Here is a 16,185-nt window from a genome sequence, read left to right on the forward strand (position 1 = left end):
CGGAACCGTAGACGAAGTAGGTGCCGCCCTGACTGGCGGTGCCCACGGTGAAGTTGTCCGGCCATTCGGAGCGGTCGGCGTGGGCCGAGGCCGCGACCAGCAGGGCGCCGGCCAGGGTGCCGGTGAGCACTTGGGTGGTGACATTACGCATGGCGTATCTCCCGTTGCGGTTGTGGTTGTTCGTCCGGTCGGCAGACGAGGGGGCATGGCCAACACAGTGTGGCAGGTGTCTCCCCGGGCCGCCTCGATCCAGACAAGGTGCTGCATTCAACGCCTTTAACTATAGCAAGGGGTGGGCCGCCCGCCAGGGAATCTCTTTATTGTCAATAGGTTGGCGGCGCCGTGTGCGACGAAGGTCGAAAGACGGGAAGGGCGTGATGGCTGGAACTCCGCACGCAGCTGGCGGATGGGTGTGCGGAAATCCACACAGGGGAGGGCAGGCCGGTGTCGGGAGACGACCGGCGGGGGACGGCATGCTGGCGGTGGCGTTCAGGTCGCGGTCCGGCGGTAGCCGGCCGGGTGCGGGGGCACCTGCTCCGGGGCAGGGCCCGGTGCCTCGAGTCGGCGGGTGGGGCCGGCCTGGCCGCCACTCGCGGGTCGGCCTGCTCAGCGGCCCTTGGGGTCGAGGATCTTCACCGGCTGGAAGTCCTGGCGGGTCTGATCGTCACGCGGGCGGCTGACCCGGGTTTCCAGTTCGGGTAGCGCCTCGTCCTCGATCGGCAGCTGCTCGAAGAAGTCGCAGCTGACGCACTCCCGGTAGCGGATACCGTTCTGCTCCCAGGCGCGGATGCGGTCCATCTCGGCACAGCGCGGGCAGATGGCACCGGCGATAAAGCGTTTTTGCACGGCCATGAGGCCTCCTGATGACGAGCCGCCGGGGCAACCCCGGCGGCAGTGGCGATGGGGCGGGCGCTTCAGGTGGCTCGGATGCCGCTGTGGCGCAGCAGCGGCTCGACGCTGGGCTCGCGGCCGCGGAAGGCGCGGAACAGCTCGGCGGCGTCGCGGGCGCCGCCCCGCTCGAGGATCTCGGTGCGGAAGCGCCGCCCGGTCTCGGGGTCGAAGATCCCGGCCTCCTCGAAGGCGCTCCAGGCATCGGCGGAGAGCACCTCGGCCCACTTGTAACTGTAGTAGCCCGCCGCATAGCCCCCGGCGAAGATATGGCTGAAGCCATTCTGGAAGCGGTTGAAGGGGGAGCGAGGCACCACGGCGACGGCGTCGCGCACCGCGTCGAGCAGCGCCTGGATCTCGGCGGCGGAAGGGGCCTCGAGCTCGTGGTGCAGGCGGAAGTCGAACAGCGAGAACTCCAGCTGGCGCACCATGCCCATGGCCGACTGGAAGTTCTTGGCCGCCTGCAGCTTCTCGAGGAGCTCGGCCGGCAGCGGCTCGCCGGTCTCCACGTGGCCGGCGATCAGGTCGAGCCCCTCGCGCTCCCAGCAGTAGTTCTCCATGAACTGGCTGGGCAGCTCCACCGCGTCCCAGGCCACGCCGTTGATGCCGGAGATGTCGGCGATGGTCTGCCGGGTCAGCATGTGGTGCAGGCCATGGCCGAACTCGTGGAACAGGGTGGTGACCTCGTCATGGGTCAGCAGTGCCGGCCTGTTGCCCACCGGGCGGGTGAAGTTGCAGGTCAGGTAGGCCACCGGCAGCTGCAGTTCGCCCTGTTCCAGGCGGCGCACCCGGCACTCGTCCATCCAGGCGCCACCGCGCTTGCCCTCGCGGGCGTAGAGGTCGAGGTAGAAACCGGCGATGGGCGCCCCGTCTTCCACGATGCGGAAATAGCGCACGTCGGGGTGATAGCGCGGGGCATCCGCGTCCTCCTCGAAGGTCACGCCGTAGAGGCGTTCGACCACCCGGAACAGGCCGTCGACCACCCGGGGGGCCGGAAAATAGGGACGCAGCTGCTCCTGGGAGATGGCGTGGCGCGCCTCGCGCAGCTTCTCGCTGGCGTAGCCCACGTCCCAGGGGGCGAGCTCGCTCATGCCCAGTTCGTCATGGGCGTAGGCTTCCAGCTCGGCGTACTCCTCCCGGGCCTGGGGCACGGCGCGTCGGGCCAGGTCCTCGAGGAAGTCGAGCACCTCGCGGGGCGTCTCGGCCATCTTGGTGGCGAGCGAGTAGTCCGCGTAGGTGGCGAAGCCCAGCAGCTCGGCCAGCTCATGGCGCAGGGCCAGGGTCTCCTCCATGATCGGCGCATTGTCGAACTGCCCCGCCTGGGGGCCCTGGTCGGAGGCGCGGGTGACGAAGGCGGTGTAGACCTCGCGACGCAGCTCGCGGTCATCGGCATAGGTCATCACCGGGAAGAAGCTGGGGAAGTCCAGGGTGATGCGGTAGCCCGGGAGCCCCTTGGCCTCGGCACCGGCCTTGAGCAAGTCCCGCGCGCTCTCGGGCAGGCCGGCCAGGCGGCTGGCGTCGGGTAGGTCGAGGTGCCAGGCCTGGGTGGCGTCGAGCAGCTGGTTGGAGAAGGCGTTGCCGAGCTCGGAGAGGCGGGCGCGGATCTCGCCGTAGCGCCGCTTCTGCTCGGCCGGCAGGTCGACCCCGGCCAGGCGGAAGTCGCGCAGGGTGTTGTCCACCGCCTGGCGCTGCCCCTCGTCGAGCTCGGCCCAGGCGGGCCCATTCTTCAGCGCCTGCCAGGCGCGGAACAGCCCTTCGTGCTGGCTGAGCCAGGTGCTGTAGTCGGAGAGCTTGGCGAGACAGGTCTGGTAGGCCTGGCGCAGGGCCTCATTGTTCATAGTGCCGTTGAGGTGCGAGACCGGCGACCAGGCCCGGGAGAGGCGGTCGTTGAGCGCCTCCAGCGGGGCGGCCAGGCTCTCCCAGGTGGGCGCTCCCTCGCCCTGCTCGGCTTCTGCCACCAGGCGCTCGATGGCGGCGCGGTTCTCCGCCAGCAGTTCCTCGATGGCGGGCACCGCGTGCTCGGGGCGGATGTCGGCGAAGGGGGGCAGAAGATGGGGTTCGAGCAGTGGGTTGCGGGACATGCGCACCTCGGGGGCAGAAGAGTGATCGTGACGTTAGATGCGGGCACTCGACCAGGGTTTCAATGTCGCCCAGGCCACGAAGCGTTTGGTCCCCCTCGAGTGGCCTGCTAGTCTTGCTGCCTTTGCCGGCCCCGGGGAGCGAGAGGACACCATGAACGAGACGCTGGAGCGCTGGACCACCCGGCGCGCCTTCATTCTGGCCGTGACCGGGGCCGCCGTGGGGCTGGGCAACATCTGGCGCTTCCCCTACATCACCGGCGAGAACGGCGGGGCCATCTTCCTGCTGCTCTACGTGGCCTTCGTGCTGCTGCTGGGACTGCCGGTGATGATGGCCGAGATCATGATCGGCCGGGCCGGGCGCAGAAGCCCGATGCAGTCGCTCGGCTACCTGGCGGCCCAGGCCGGGCGCAGTGGTCACTGGCGCTGGCTGGGGCTGTTCGGCGCCTTCACGGTGTTCTGCATCCTGTCGTTCTACTCGGTGGTGTCGGGCTGGTCCATCGAGTTCCTGGTCGCGTCGGTCAACGGCGCCTTCGTCGGCGCCAGCCCGGCCGAGGTCGGCGCCGGCTTCGAGGCCTTCCTCGCCGACCCGGGGCGCATGACCCTCAACCACTCCTTCTTCCTGTTCATGACCATGTCGGTGGTGGCCGCCGGCGTCGCCAAGGGGCTGGAGAAACTCAACAACCTGCTGATGCCGCTGCTCTACCTGCTGCTGTTGCTGCTGGCCGGCTATGCCGCCACCACCGACGGCTTCGGCCAGGCGCTGGCCTGGCTGTTCATGCCGGACGTCTCGGCGGTGACGCCGCTGGTGGTGCTGCACGCCATGGGCCACGCCTTCTTCACCCTGGCGGTGGGCGCCTGTGCGCTGATGGCCTACGGCGCCTACATGCCGGACCACCAGAGCCTGCCCCGGGCCGCCGGGGCGGTGGCCCTGCTGGACATCGGCGTGGCCCTGCTGGCCGGCATCGCGATCTTCTCGGTGGTCTTCGCCCAGGGCATGGACCCCGGCGAGGGGCCCGGGCTGATGTTCGTGACCCTGCCGGTTGCCTTCGCCCAGTTGCCCTGGGGGGCGCTGTGGCTCAGCGTCTTCTTCCTGCTGCTGCTGCTCGCCACCTGGACCTCGTCGATCAACCTGGCCGAGCCCATGGTCGCCACCCTGCAGGGCATCGGCATCAAGCGTGGCCGCGCCACGGCGATCATCGGCGTGGCGGTGTGGCTGGTGGGACTGCTCTCGGTGTTCTCCTTCTCGACCCTGGCCGAGTGGCGACCGGTGGCCGGCATGAACTTCTTCGACCTGGTGACCACGGTGCCCACCGAGATCTTCCTGCCCGTCGGCGGGCTCGCGATCGCCATCTTCGCCGCCTGGGTGATGCCCGAGCAGAGCGCCCTGCGCGCGCTCGATGCCGGGCCGGCGGGGTTCCGCACCTGGCGCTTCCTGGTGCGCTGGGTGTCGATTCCCCTGACGCTGGTAGTATTGGCGGCGGGCCTGTTGTGACGCACGTATCTGACGACCGGAGGTGAGCGATGAGCGAGGCAGTCGAGAATCGGGCCGGGACGATCCGGTCCTGGAAGGGGATGACCCCGCAACTGGGGGAGCGGGTCTACATCGATCCGGCGTGCATGGTGCTGGGCGACGTGGTGCTGGGCGACGACTGCTCGGTGTGGCCCATGGCGGTGATCCGCGGCGACATGCACCGCATCCGCATCGGCGCGCGCACCAGCGTGCAGGACGGCAGCGTGCTGCATATCACCCATGCCAGCGACTTCAACCCCGAGGGCTTTTCGCTGACCATCGGCGAGGAGGTGACCATCGGCCACAAGGCGATCCTGCACGGCTGCACCCTGGGTAACCGCATCCTGGTGGGCATGGGCGCCATCGTCATGGACGGCGCGGTGGTCGAGGACGAGGTGATCATCGCCGCGGGCGCCGTGGTGACGCCGGGCAAGCGGCTGGAGAGCGGCCATGTCTATGCCGGCAACCCGGCCAAGGCGCTGCGCCCCCTCAAGGAGCAGGAGCGGGCCTTCTTCCCCTATACCGCCGGCAACTACGTCAGGCTCAAGGACGACTACCTGTCGGCCTGAGCCTGTCGCCAATTGGCAACTGTTTGTTTTTTCAGGCCATGTTGCGCATAATCTGGATTTTCATCCAGTATTCTTCGAGTCTCTGCACATGGCCGATTTTCGTACCCACCTCGGCGTCGCCGTGGCCGGTGGCGTGCTGCTTGGTTTCGGTGGTTGGCAGGCCACCCCGCTGTCGGCCCCCGAAGCCGCCTCCCTGGCCGTGTTGACCGCCTTCGGCGGGATACTGCCGGATATCGATTCCGACAACTCCCATGCCATCCGCCTGATCTTCACCTTGCTCGCCGTGCTGTCGGTGGTGGGGGGCGCCCTGCTGTTGCAGGAGTGGCTCAGCCCGGGGGCCATCGTCGTCGCCTGTGGGGGGCTGTATATCGGCGTGCGCTATGCACTGAGCGCGGTGTTCAAGCGCTTCTCCGTGCATCGCGGCATCTGGCATTCGCTGCTGGCAGCGTTGCTGTGCGGGCTGGCGACCACGGCGGCCAGTTATCAATGGCTCTCGCAGAGCGCCTGGCTGGCCTGGGCCCAGGGGCTGGCGCTGGTCCTGGGCACGCTGATTCACCTGCTGCTCGATGAGCTGTACAGCGTCGACCTGGTCGGTACACGCATCAAGCGCTCCTTCGGCACGGCATTCAAGCTGTTCGACTATCGCGAGCCGGGCAACGCGGTGCTCATGCTGGTGCTCGCCGCCGCGCTGGTGCCGTGGCTGCCGCCCTGGCCGCCGCTGCGCGAGCTGCTCGTTCAGGGCTCGGCACTCTGGCGGTAGTCCTCGGCCTTGAGTCCGTACTTCTTCAGCTTGTCGTAGAGGGTCTTGCGCGGCAGCCCGAGCTGCTCGCAGATCTCGCTGATGCGGCCGCGGTGGCGGGCCAGCGACTGGCTGATCAGGCTTTTCTCGAACAGCTCGACCTGCTGGGGCAGGGCCATGTCGCCGGTGTCGCTCTCGACCCCCTCGAGCAGGGCATCGAGGCGATAGTCGCAGGTGACCCCGAGCAGCACATAACGCTCGGCCAGGTTGCGCAGCTCGCGCACGTTGCCCGGCCAGTCGTGGGCCAGCAGCGCCGAGATGCCGGCGGCATCCAGCGGCGGGCACTCCAGCTCACTGCGGTTGGCGGCGACCACGGCGAAGTGCTGGAACAGCAGCGGGATGTCCTCGCGCCGCTCGCGCAGGGCGGGAATCGGCAGGGTGACGACGTTGAGCCGGTAGTAGAGGTCCTCGCGGAAGCGTCCCGCCTCGGCGGCGACCTTGAGGTCGACCTTGGTGGCGGCGATCACGCGGATGTCCAGGGGCACCGGCACGTTGGAGCCGAGGCGCTCGACACAGCGTTCCTGCAGCACCCGCAGCAGCTTGACCTGCAGCGCCAGCGGCATCGACTCGATCTCGTCGAGGAAGACGGTGCCGCCCTCGGCATGCTCGAACTTGCCGATGCGACGCTCCACGGCGCCGGTGAAGGCGCCCTTCTCGTGGCCGAACAGCTCCGACTCGATGATGCTCTCGGGCACGGCGCCGCAGTTGATGGCGACGAAGGGGCGGCCACCGCGACGGCTGCGTTCGTGGATGGCGCGGGCCACCAGGTCCTTGCCGGCGCCGGTCTCGCCGAACAGCAGCACGTCGGTCTCCACCTGGCTGATGCGCTGGACCATCGAGGCGAGGCGCTGCATCGTTTCGGTGCGGCCGACCAGGCGGGGCCCCGGGGCGTTCTGCTGGGCCTCCAGCTCGGCCTTGAGGCGGCGATTCTCGAGGCTCAGGCGACGTTTCTCGACGCCGCGCCGCACCACCTCCACCAGCCGCTCGCCGGCGAAGGGCTTCTCGAGGAAGTCCCAGGCGCCGTCGCGCATCGCCTCCACGGCGGTGGAGATGTCGCCGTGGCCGGTGATCAGGATCACCGGCAGGTCCGGGTCGCGGCTTCGCACCTCGCGCAGCAGCGCCATGCCGTCCATGCCGGGCATGCGGATGTCGCTGACCACCACGCCGGGGAAGTCGGGGGCGAGGCGCGCCAGGGCTGCCTCGGCGCTGGCATGGGGCTCGGGGGCGTAGCCGGCCAGCTCCAGGGTCTGACCGGCGGTGATGCGCAGGTGGGGTTCGTCATCGATGATCATCACCGGCGGGGCCGCCTGGTCATGCATGGGAAGGGCTCTCCTGGTCGTGGGTCTGGTCGGCGCCATGGGCGCCCTTGTCGCGGGGCAGGGTAATGGTGAACAGGGCGCCACCGCCAGGGCGGTTGCCGGCGCTGAGGCGCCCGCCCAGGTCGTCGATGATGCGCGCGGAGATCGACAGCCCGAGCCCCAGGCCGCTGCCCGGTGACTTGGTGGTGAAGAACGGCTCGAAGATGCGGGCCAGGTTCTCCTCGGCGATGCCGGGGCCGTTGTCGGCCACGCCGATGGTGACGCGTTCGGCATCCTGGTCGATGGAGAGGGTCAGCCGCGGGGCGGGTGCCTCGCTCATCGCCTGCAGGGCGTTGCCGATCAGGTTGACCAGCACTTGCTCGAGCCGGACCAGGTCGGCCCGCACCCAGACGTCGCCCTCGGGCCAGTGGCGCTCCACCTCGACCCCGGCGTCGCGCAGCCGGGCCTGGAAGAGCCGCAGGGCGTAGTCGAAGCAGGAGGGGACCGAGACGGCGGTCAGGCTGTCGCCACATTTGCGCGAGAATTGTCGCAACTGGGAGCTGATCTCCGCCATGCGGGCGGTCAGCTCGATGATCTGCTCCAGGTTGCTGCTCGCCGCCTCGAGGCGCTGGCGCTCGAGGAAGGCGCGGGCGTTCTCGGCGTAGGCGCGGATCGCCGCCAGCGGCTGGTTGAGCTCGTGGTTGATGCCGGCGGCCAGCTGGCCGAGCACGGCGAGCTTGGCCGCCTGGATCAACTCGTCACGGGTCTGGCGCAGGTTGGCCTCGGCACGGCGGCGCTCCTCGATCTCGTCGGAGAGACGCCGGTTGGTCTCGACCAGGTCGCGGGTACGACGTTCGACGTTGCGCTCGAGCTCGTCCCGGGCGCTGGCCAGGGTGCGTCGCTCGCGCTCGGCGAACTGTTCCCGCTCGCGACGCAGGCGCAGGCGTTGCCAGCCGATACCGCCACCGAGGATGACGATGCCATAGAGCCCTCCGGCGAGCAGGGCCGACAGCCACTGGGCCCGGATCACCGGGGTCAGGGGCTTGAGGATGTGCATCTCCCAGCCGAACTCCTCGAGGGAACGCGACAGGCTGAGGTAGCTGCCCTCGGCCAGGGGGCCCCGGGAGAAGCTCACCAGGCGGCTCTGGTCGCCGCGGGGCTCGAGGACCTCGATGCCGGAGGGCGACAGTGGCTCGTCGGCGTAGCGGCGGGTCTCGAGCAGGGCCTGGCGCTCCTCGTCCGAGAGCGGGTGGAGGGCGGCCATGCGCAGCTCCGGGCGGCTGGCCATGAAGATGATGTCGTCCTCGTCGGTGACCAGCAGTTCGGCGTCCTGGTCGGCCCAGCTTTCCTCGACGGCGTCGAGCAGCACCTTGACCACCATCACGCCGTCGGGGGTGGCGTCGGGGGAGGTATCGTCGAGCCACACCGGAGCGGAGAAGTAATAGCCGCGCTCCCTCGATAGCACACCCAGGCCGAAGAAGCGCCCCTGGCCGCCGGCGATGGCGTCCTGGTAGTAGCTGCGGAAGGCATAGTTCTGGCCGATGAAGGTGTTGGGCAGATGCCAGTTGCTGGCGGCCAGGGTATTGGCGTCGCGGTCGAGGAGGTAGACGTCGGAGACGTCGGCGGTGGCGCGGAAGCGATCCAGCAACCGGTTGAGCGGCATGGCATCCTGGCTTCGCGGGGAGCTCAGGAAGCGTTGCACGCCCTCGCGGGATGCCAGCAGCCGTGGCAGGTAGTCATGCCGTGAGAGGTGGCCCTCGAGCCCCGCCGCCGAGAGGCGGAGCTCGTTCTCCGCTTCGCGGACCAGGCTCAGCAGGGCCTGCTCGCGGGCCAGCTGGGCGGCCTGCCACATGCTCAGGGCGAGCCCCAGGAGCACCAGCAGGATCAGCAGGCGCCGCCAGGCCCGGGAGAGCCGCGGAGGCCGTGTGCGGGTCTTCATCTTACCGGGTCCCGCTGCGGGGACGGCATCCCCTGGGCTCGGCGCAGGGCGCGCTGGGCACGGGTTTCGGCCCGCTCCAGTTCCAGCAGGTTCTCCTCCACGAACACCAGGTGCTCGTGGGCCCGGGCCCTGGCGTCCTCGGCGCGGCCCTCGAGGATGGCGTCGAGCAGGGCCCGGTGCTGCTGCATCAGCAGGGGCCGGGAGTCGGGCTTCTCGAACAGGTGGGCGAGGTTGTCGACGATACTACGCTCCAGCAGGTGGAAGATGCCGCGGATGGTGTGCAGCAGCAACACGTTATGGGCGGCCTCGGCGATGGCCATGTGGAAGGCGGCGTCGGCCTTGGCCTCGAGCATCGGATCACGGCCCTGGAAGCAGGCCTCGAGCTCCTCGAAGCGATTGATCAGCATCGCCTTGTCGGTGGGGGTGGAGCGCAGGGCGGCATAGTAGGCGGAGATGCCTTCCATGGCGTCGCGAAATTCGAGCAGGTCCAGGTTGAACTCGCCATGGCGGGCGAGCATCTCCAGCAGCGGATCGCTGTAACTGTTGTTGAGCTCCTGGGTGACGAAGGTGCCGCCGCCCTGACGGCTCGACAGCAGGCCGCGGGCGGCCAGCTTCTGGATCGCCTCGCGCAACGAGGGGCGCGAGACGCCGAAACGCTCCGCCAGCTCTCGCTCCGGGGGAAGGCGTTGGCCGGGCTTGAGGCTCCCTTCCAGAATCAGGGCCTCGAGGCGTTCGGTGATCACGTCGGCGAGGCGGGGCTGCCGGACGGGTTGGTAGGCCATGGTTGCCTCCTGGGAGCATGAAGCGGACATCATGGTAACGCCACTTAATTGGTATTACCAATATCGGTGAGCTACCCTGGTCAGTGGGTGACTCAGAATTGCCAGCATGATCAAGGGGTTGCTGTCGTCATTCGTCATGCCCTACCAAAGTATAGCAACGATGGATGAGAAAAAACCGGGACCGGGTTTGACACTGTGAGGGGCGCCTCCTAAGGTGCGGCAACATTGCTGCTGTAAATTGGTTTTACCAATTTGCCAGCCTGAACGACAACCATCCCGATGCCTTCGCCGGACACGGCCCCTGGCATCGTCGAGGATCCTGCCGATGACGCCGGTCAAGTGTTACCCGTCGAAACCGGAGAAGGTCTACTTCTTCGGCACCTGTCTGATCGACCTGTTCTACCCCGAAGCGGGGCTGGATGGTATTCGTCTTCTGGAGCGGGAGGGCATCGAGGTGGTCTTCCCCGAGGATCAGACCTGCTGTGGCCAGCCCGCCTACACCTCGGGCTACCAGCAGGAGGCCCGGGCGGTGGCGGCAGCACAGCTCGATCTCTTTCCCGAGCCCTGGCCGATCGTGGTGCCGTCCGGCTCCTGCGGGGGGATGATGCGTACCCACTACCCCCAGCTGTTCGCCGGCAGCGAGCGTGAAGCCCTGGCGAAGGCGGTAGCCGGTCGGGTCTTCGAGCTCACCGAGTTTCTGGTGCATGTCTGTTATCTCAGGCTCGAGGATCGTGGCGAGCCCGAGAAGGTCGCCATGCACACCTCCTGCAGTGCCCGTCGCGAGATGGGGCTGGCCGACACCGGCCCAGCGCTGCTGGCCAAGCTCGGCCAGGTCGAGCTGGTGGAGCAGGCGCGGGCGGCCGAGTGCTGCGGCTTCGGTGGCACCTTCGCGGTGCGCCATCCCGAGGTCTCCGCCGCCATGGTCGAGGACAAGACCCAGGCCATCGAGGCCACCGGTGCGCGCCGCTTCGTTACCTCCGACTGCGGCTGCATGATGAACATCAGCGGACGCTTCGCACATCAGAAGAAGCCGGTCAAGGGCGAGCATATCGCCAGTTACCTGTGGCGGAGGACCTCATGAGCGTACAAAGCGATTCGGTTCAGACCCATCCCGTACAAACCTACAGCCCCCGCGAGTTCCACCGCCAGGCCCATGATGCCCTGGGCAATCCGCAGATCCGTGCCAATTTCCGCAAAGCGATGGATGGCCTGATGACCAAGCGGCGCGACAGTTTCGGCGACTGGGACCTGGAGATCCTGCGTGAGCTGGGCGCCAACATCCGGCTGAGGGCGCTGGCCAAGCTGCCCGACCTGCTCGAGCAGCTGGAGGCCAACTGTGAGGCCAACGGCATCCGGGTGCACTGGGCAGAGGACGGTGACCAGGCGTGCCACATCATCCGCGAGCTGTGCGAGAGCCACGATGCCAGGTCGGTGATCAAGGGCAAGTCGATGGTCTCCGAAGAGATGCACCTCAATGCCCATCTGGAAGAGGCCGGCATCGAGGCGCTGGAGTCCGATCTCGGCGAGTACCTGGTGCAGCTCAACGAGCAGACGCCCTCGCATATCATCATGCCGGCGATCCATCTCAATACCGATGAGATATCCGAGATCATGCACGACAAGACCGGCACCGAGCGCACCCGCGACGTCGACACCATGACCGCGGCGGCCAGGCAGCAGCTGCGCGAGCGCTTCATGGCCGCCGACGTGGGGGTCTCCGGGGTCAACTTCGCGGTGGCCGAGACCGGCACCCTGTGCCTGGTGGAGAACGAGGGCAACGGCCGCATGACCACCACGGTGCCGCCGGTCCACATCGCCGTGACCGGCATCGAGAAGGTCGTCGAACACCTGCGCGACGTGCCGCCCCTCTATGCCCTGCTGACCCGCTCGGCCACCGGCCAGCACGTCACCACCTACTTCAATATGATCTCGGGGCCCAGAAAACCCGAAGAGCACGATGGGCCGCAGGAGGTGCACCTGGTCCTGGTGGACAGCGGCCGGTCCAGCATCTACCAGGACGACGAGCTGCTCGACACCCTGCGCTGCATCCGCTGCGGCGCCTGCATGAACCACTGCCCGGTTTATACCCGGGTGGGCGGCCATACCTATGGCACCACCTACCCCGGCCCCATCGGCAGCATTTTGTCGCCACACCTGATGGGCCTGGAAGACACCAAGGACCTGCCCACTGCCTCGAGCCTGTGCGGGGCCTGCGGCGAGGTGTGTCCGGTGAAGATTCCGATCCCCGACCTGCTGGTGCGCCTGCGCCGCGAGTCGGTGGGCGAGGGGCGTGGCAACGTGCCCGGCGCCGGGGTCAAGCGCACCCGCAAGGAGGCCGCGGCATGGAAGGGTTTCGAGTGGCTGGCCACCCACCCGGGAGTCTGGCGCGCCGGAACCTCCATGGCCGGCAAGCTGCGAGCGCTGACGCCCTCGCGACTGGGCGCCTGGACCGACTATCGCAGCGCACCGAAGCCGGCCGGCACCACCCTGCATGCGCTGGTGAAACAGCACGAGGCCAAGCGTCACCAGGCCGACAAGGCCGCAGAGGAGAAACGCCCATGAGTGCCCGCGACGCCATTCTCAAGCGGCTGCGCGAGCGGGCCGACGGTCCGCTGACCCCCCCCGAGTGTGACTTCGCCGTGGTGACGAACCGCGGCTGGAGCCCCGAGGAACGTCTCGAGCGCTTCGAGCGGTGGATCACTTCGGTGCATGGCGAGGTGATCCATGTCGCCACGCATGACTGGACCACGGCCCTGGTTGATGTGCTGACCGCCAAGGGCGTGCAGCGACTGGCGCTGGGCCGCGAGCATCCGGTGGCCGCCGAAGCGCGCCGGGCCCTGGTCGATGCCGAGGTGGAGTTGGTCGATGTCGACCGCGACATCGAGGCCTGGAAGCGCGAGCAGTTCGAACGGGTCGATGCCGGCCTGACCTCGACCCTTGGCGGCATCGCCGAGACCGGCAGCCTGTGGCTCTGGCCCACCCCCGACGAACCGCGCCTGATCAGCCTGGTGCCGCCCATCCATATCGCCGTGCTGGACGCCGACACGCTCGAGGACACCTTCTTCGACGTGGTGGAGCGCCATGGATGGGCCGGCGGCATGCCCACCAATGCCCTGCTGATCTCCGGGCCGAGCAAGACCGCGGACATCGAGCAGACCCTGGCCTACGGCGTGCACGGTCCTCGCGAGCTGGTGGTGCTGGTGCGACATGCCGGCACCGCAGCAGGGGGCGAGGCATGACGGCCACGACCCCATGGCAGGAGCTCAAGGCGGCGCTGGCCGACACGATCCCCGTCGAGCGGCTGATCGACGACCCCCTGCGTACCCTGGCCTATGGCACCGATGCCAGCTTCTACCGGCTGATCCCTCAGCTGGTGGTACGGCCGGAAAGCGAGCCAGAGCTGCAGCGGACCCTGGCGGAGTGCCGGGCGCGGGGCCTACCGGTGACCTTTCGTGCGGCCGGCACCTCGCTCTCCGGCCAGGCGGTCACCGACTCGGTGCTGATCCAGCTCGGTCGCGGCTGGCGCGACCACGAGACCCTCGACGAGGGCCGGGCCATCCGCCTGCAGCCCGGCGTGATCGGCGCCCGAGCCAACGCCCTGCTCGCCCCCTTCGGGCGCAAGATCGGCCCGGATCCGGCCTCCATCGCGAGTTGCATGATCGGCGGCATCGCCGCCAACAACGCCTCGGGCATGTGCTGCGGCACGGCCCAGAACAGCTATCGCACGGTGCGCGATATCCGCGTGATCCTGGCCGATGGCAGCCTGCTGGATACCGCGGACCCCGACAGCGTGGCCGCCTTCCGCCGCTCCCATGGCGAGCTGGTCGAGGGGCTCGAGCGTCTCTCGGCCGAGACCCGGGCCAACGAGGCGCTGGCCGAGAAGATTCGCCACAAGTACCGGCTCAAGAACACCACCGGCTATGCGCTCAACAGCCTGGTGGACTTCACCGACGGTATCGAGATCCTCAAGCACCTGATGATCGGCTCGGAGGGGACGCTCGGCTTAATCAGCACCATCACCTACGCCACCGTGGTCGACGAGCCCGAGAAGGCGGCGGCGCTGGCCTTCTTTCCCGACATGGCCACCACCTGCCGGGCGACCATTGCCTTGAAGCAGGCGCCGGTCTCGGCCGTGGAGCTGATGGACCGCGCCGCGTTGCGCTCGGTGCAGGACAAAGCGGGAATGCCGCAGGTATTGAAGACGCTCCCCGAGGGCGCGGCGGCCCTGCTGGTCGACGTGCGCGGCAACGACGCTGCCGAGCTCGAGGCTCGCATGGCAGCGGTGCAGGCGACCCTGGAGGGCATCCGGACCCTGGAGCCGGTCGCCTTCACCCGCGACGCCGATACCTACGCGCTCTACTGGAAGCTCCGCAAGGGGCTCTTCCCGGCGGTGGGGGCGGTGCGCGAGACCGGCACCACGGTGATCATAGAGGATGTCGCCTTCCCCATCGAACGACTCGACGAAGGCGTGCTGGCGCTGACCGAGGCCTTCCATCGGCATGGCTACCGGGAAGCGATCCTCTTCGGTCATGCCCTGGAGGGCAACCTGCACTTCGTCTTTCCCCAGGGCTTCGAGAAGCCCGGCGAGGTAGCGCGCTACCAGGCATTGATGGATGAGGTCGCACAGCTGGTGGGCGTCGAATACGGGGGCTCGCTCAAGGCCGAGCACGGTACCGGGCGCAACATGGCGCCCTACGTGGAGCTGGAGTGGGGGGCGGAGGCCTATGCCCTGATGTGGGAGGTCAAGGCGCTCTTCGACCCGGAGAACCTGCTTAACCCCGAGGTGATCCTCAGCCGCAACCCGACCCTGCACCTGGAGAACCTCAAGCCGCTGCCGGCGGCCAACCCCATCGTCGACAAGTGCATCGAGTGCGGTTTCTGCGAGCATGTCTGTCCCTCGAAGGACCTGACGCTCACCCCGCGGCAGCGTATCGTCATCGCCCGTGAGATGGCCCGGCTCGAGGCGCTGGGGGCGTCGCTCGATGCACAGGATGCCGAACGGCTCGAGACGCTGCGGCGCGATAACCGTTACGCCGGCGACGAGACCTGTGCCGCCGATGGCCTCTGTGCCACCCAGTGCCCGGTGGACATCAATACCGGCGACCTGGTGCGCGAGATGTGCCGCGAACGCCATGCCGGCAAGGCCGACGTGGCCCGGCGGGTCGGCCGGCACTTCTCCGGGGTGACGCGACTGGCGCGAGCTGCCCTGAGCGTGGCCGGAGCGGCGCGTGCGGTGTTCGGCAATGGCCTGATGAGCAAGGCCAGTGGTGGCGCGCGCCGACTGAGCGGTGGCCGCCTACCCCAGTGGACACCGGCACTGCCCAAGGCGGCACCGATTCGGGTGCTCAGGCTCCAGGCCTCTGCCGGCGTCGCCAGGGACAAGGTGGTCTACCTGCCGTCCTGCGCGACACGGGTATTTGGCGCCGGCCACGGCGACGGGGAGTCGCGCTCGGTGATGGAGATCACCCTGTCGCTGCTCGACAAGGCGGGGTATGAGGTGATCCTGCCGGAGATGATCGGCCATCTCTGCTGCGGCATGGCCTTCCAGTCCAAGGGGCAGTTCGACGAAGCGAAGCACAAGGCGCGGGAGCTCAACCGTGAGCTGCTGGTGGCCAGCCAGAACGGCCGCTATCCGGTGCTCAGCGACACCAGTCCCTGTACCCTGCAGATGCAGGAGCACCTGGACGAGCGGCTCACGTTGCTGGAACCGGTGGCCTTTGCCCATGATCATCTGCTGCCGAGGCTGGCGATCACGCCACTCGACGAGCGGGTTGCGGTCCACGTGACCTGCTCCAGCACGCGGATGGGACTGGCCGACCGCTTCGAGGCTCTGGCGAAGGCCTGTGCACGCGACGTGGTGGTGCCGGCGGAGATCACCTGCTGCGGGTTCGCCGGCGACAAGGGGTTCAATACCCCGGAGCTCAATGCCGCGGCGCTCGAGGGGCTGGCCGAACAGGTGGCGGGGTGCAGTGCCGGCTACTCCAATTCGCGCACCTGCGAGATCGGCCTGAGCCAACACGGCGGTATCCCCTATCGTTCGATCCTGTCGCTGCTCGACCGGGCGAGTCAGGCCAGATGACGAGTCGCCCGATCGTCCACAGGCGCTCGCTTCCGACCGCCTGTGGACGGCTGTCTCGCGCGGCTCGGTCATCGGCCTGAAAGTTTTTTACAAAAGGCCTTGTGGAGGCCCGCGGAAATCCGTAAAGTACGCATCCGCTGCCGGCGACGGGCAACGTTGCAGGCGGTGATGAGTGGCAGAAGTGTTTGTTATTTATGAGGTTTTTCGCAGCTTTCGAAAAGCTCTCACTTGACAGGCGCG

At 68.2% G+C, this 16,185-nt stretch carries 12 protein-coding genes and 1 pseudogene; 7 read left to right on the top strand and 6 right to left on the bottom strand.

What is annotated here, in order from left to right; genetic code table 11:
• The 3 genes and pseudogenes from MKP05_RS20365 to prlC all read right to left on the bottom strand — a co-directional run.
• A pseudogene (locus MKP05_RS20365) lies at positions 1–151 on the bottom strand (TAXI family TRAP transporter solute-binding subunit); the annotation flags it as partial.
• Positions 152–606: 455 nt separating this feature from the next.
• Complete coding sequence (locus tag MKP05_RS20370; RefSeq protein WP_102628187.1) at positions 607–852, bottom strand: YheV family putative zinc ribbon protein; 246 nt, start codon at positions 850–852, stop codon at positions 607–609.
• Positions 853–914: 62 nt separating this feature from the next.
• On the bottom strand, positions 915–2,969 hold the full coding sequence (gene prlC, locus MKP05_RS20375; RefSeq protein WP_240569997.1) for an oligopeptidase A: 2,055 nt from the start codon (positions 2,967–2,969) through the stop codon (positions 915–917).
• A gap of 151 nt (positions 2,970–3,120) precedes the next feature.
• On the opposite strand from prlC, the gene MKP05_RS20380 reads away from it, so the two are divergent.
• The 3 genes from MKP05_RS20380 (at position 3,121) to MKP05_RS20390 (ending at position 5,808) form a co-directional block, all read left to right on the top strand.
• The gene (locus tag MKP05_RS20380) at positions 3,121–4,461 is read left to right on the top strand and encodes a sodium-dependent transporter (RefSeq protein WP_240569998.1); all 1,341 of its coding nucleotides are present in this window, start codon (positions 3,121–3,123) and stop codon (positions 4,459–4,461) included.
• Positions 4,462–4,490: 29 nt separating this feature from the next.
• The gene (locus tag MKP05_RS20385) at positions 4,491–5,048 is read left to right on the top strand and encodes a gamma carbonic anhydrase family protein (protein ID WP_240569999.1); all 558 of its coding nucleotides are present in this window, start codon (positions 4,491–4,493) and stop codon (positions 5,046–5,048) included.
• 88 nt (positions 5,049–5,136) lie between these two features.
• Positions 5,137–5,808, top strand: coding sequence for a metal-dependent hydrolase (locus MKP05_RS20390; protein ID WP_110284057.1), 672 nt, complete (start codon positions 5,137–5,139; stop codon positions 5,806–5,808).
• Here MKP05_RS20390 and MKP05_RS20395 read toward each other — a convergent pair.
• The 3 genes from MKP05_RS20395 to MKP05_RS20405 are packed head-to-tail and all read right to left on the bottom strand — an operon-like array spanning position 5,784 to position 9,866.
• Entirely contained in the window at positions 5,784–7,166 is a 1,383-nt protein-coding gene (locus MKP05_RS20395) for a sigma-54-dependent transcriptional regulator (protein WP_240570000.1), read from the bottom strand. The genes MKP05_RS20390 and MKP05_RS20395 overlap by 25 nt on opposite strands.
• The gene (locus MKP05_RS20400; protein ID WP_240570001.1) at positions 7,159–9,084 is read right to left on the bottom strand and encodes a sensor histidine kinase; all 1,926 of its coding nucleotides are present in this window, start codon (positions 9,082–9,084) and stop codon (positions 7,159–7,161) included. The genes MKP05_RS20395 and MKP05_RS20400 overlap by 8 nt, the downstream gene beginning before the upstream one ends.
• Entirely contained in the window at positions 9,081–9,866 is a 786-nt protein-coding gene (locus MKP05_RS20405) for a GntR family transcriptional regulator (protein WP_240570002.1), read from the bottom strand. Before MKP05_RS20405 ends, MKP05_RS20400 begins: the two co-directional genes overlap by 4 nt.
• A gap of 325 nt (positions 9,867–10,191) precedes the next feature.
• Here MKP05_RS20405 and MKP05_RS20410 point away from each other — a divergent pair, with 325 nt between their 5' ends.
• Genes MKP05_RS20410 through MKP05_RS20425 form a run of 4 tightly spaced genes read left to right on the top strand, consistent with a single transcriptional unit; the run spans position 10,192 to position 15,945 of the window.
• Positions 10,192–10,947 (top strand): (Fe-S)-binding protein, encoded by a 756-nt coding sequence (locus tag MKP05_RS20410; protein WP_240570003.1) that lies wholly within the window; start codon positions 10,192–10,194, stop codon positions 10,945–10,947.
• Positions 10,944–12,428 (top strand): LutB/LldF family L-lactate oxidation iron-sulfur protein, encoded by a 1,485-nt coding sequence (locus MKP05_RS20415; protein ID WP_240570004.1) that lies wholly within the window; start codon positions 10,944–10,946, stop codon positions 12,426–12,428. The genes MKP05_RS20410 and MKP05_RS20415 overlap by 4 nt, the downstream gene beginning before the upstream one ends.
• Positions 12,425–13,105, top strand: a complete 681-nt coding sequence (locus tag MKP05_RS20420; RefSeq protein WP_240570005.1) for a LutC/YkgG family protein — start codon at positions 12,425–12,427, stop codon at positions 13,103–13,105. Before MKP05_RS20415 ends, MKP05_RS20420 begins: the two co-directional genes overlap by 4 nt.
• Positions 13,102–15,945, top strand: a complete 2,844-nt coding sequence (locus MKP05_RS20425; RefSeq protein ID WP_240570006.1) for an FAD-binding and (Fe-S)-binding domain-containing protein — start codon at positions 13,102–13,104, stop codon at positions 15,943–15,945. Before MKP05_RS20420 ends, MKP05_RS20425 begins: the two co-directional genes overlap by 4 nt.
• Positions 15,946–16,185: the final 240 nt, after the last annotated feature.

The organism is Halomonas flagellata, from assembly GCF_022487945.1.
In the GTDB taxonomy this organism is placed as follows: Bacteria; Pseudomonadota; Gammaproteobacteria; order Pseudomonadales; family Halomonadaceae; genus Halomonas; species Halomonas flagellata.

Coding starts and splice junctions, on each gene's coding strand:
- MKP05_RS20420 (WP_240570005.1), top strand. CDS start 12,425: ATGAGTGCCCGCGACGCCATTCTCAAGCGGCTGCGCGAGCGGGCCGAC.
- MKP05_RS20380 (WP_240569998.1), top strand. CDS start 3,121: ATGAACGAGACGCTGGAGCGCTGGACCACCCGGCGCGCCTTCATTCTG.
- MKP05_RS20410 (WP_240570003.1), top strand. CDS start 10,192: ATGACGCCGGTCAAGTGTTACCCGTCGAAACCGGAGAAGGTCTACTTC.
- MKP05_RS20405 (WP_240570002.1), bottom strand. CDS start 9,866: ATGGCCTACCAACCCGTCCGGCAGCCCCGCCTCGCCGACGTGATCACC.
- prlC (WP_240569997.1), bottom strand. CDS start 2,969: ATGTCCCGCAACCCACTGCTCGAACCCCATCTTCTGCCCCCCTTCGCC.
- MKP05_RS20415 (WP_240570004.1), top strand. CDS start 10,944: ATGAGCGTACAAAGCGATTCGGTTCAGACCCATCCCGTACAAACCTAC.
- MKP05_RS20400 (WP_240570001.1), bottom strand. CDS start 9,084: ATGAAGACCCGCACACGGCCTCCGCGGCTCTCCCGGGCCTGGCGGCGC.
- MKP05_RS20385 (WP_240569999.1), top strand. CDS start 4,491: ATGAGCGAGGCAGTCGAGAATCGGGCCGGGACGATCCGGTCCTGGAAG.
- MKP05_RS20370 (WP_102628187.1), bottom strand. CDS start 852: ATGGCCGTGCAAAAACGCTTTATCGCCGGTGCCATCTGCCCGCGCTGT.
- MKP05_RS20390 (WP_110284057.1), top strand. CDS start 5,137: ATGGCCGATTTTCGTACCCACCTCGGCGTCGCCGTGGCCGGTGGCGTG.
- MKP05_RS20425 (WP_240570006.1), top strand. CDS start 13,102: ATGACGGCCACGACCCCATGGCAGGAGCTCAAGGCGGCGCTGGCCGAC.
- MKP05_RS20395 (WP_240570000.1), bottom strand. CDS start 7,166: ATGCATGACCAGGCGGCCCCGCCGGTGATGATCATCGATGACGAACCC.